At 43.8% G+C, this 292-nt stretch carries 1 protein-coding gene; it reads left to right on the top strand.

What is annotated here, in order from left to right:
* Positions 1-292, top strand: a 292-nt coding sequence (locus tag C1G53_RS08160) for a transporter substrate-binding domain-containing protein (RefSeq protein WP_153046680.1), incomplete at both ends; no start/stop codon positions are given.

Raw genomic sequence — 292 nt, forward strand, 5'->3', positions numbered from 1 at the left:
ACTGGCATTAAAGCTGACGATACTATTGATGTCGTATTTGACAATGCTTACGCCCCATTCGAGTTTAAAGACTCAGATCAAATTTATAAAGGATTAGATGTTGACATCATCAACGAAGTAGCCAAGCGCTCAGGTTGGACCATGAATCAAAGCTTCCCAGGATTTGATGCAGCTGTCAACGCTGTACAGGCTGGATCTGCGGACGCCCTAATGGCAGGTACAACTATCACCGAAGCGCGTAAGAAAGTATTTACTTTCTCAGACCCTTACTTCGACACCAAAATCGTTATCG

This window comes from Streptococcus suis, from assembly GCF_002960445.1.
GTDB lineage: Bacteria > Bacillota > Bacilli > Lactobacillales > Streptococcaceae > Streptococcus > Streptococcus hyiners.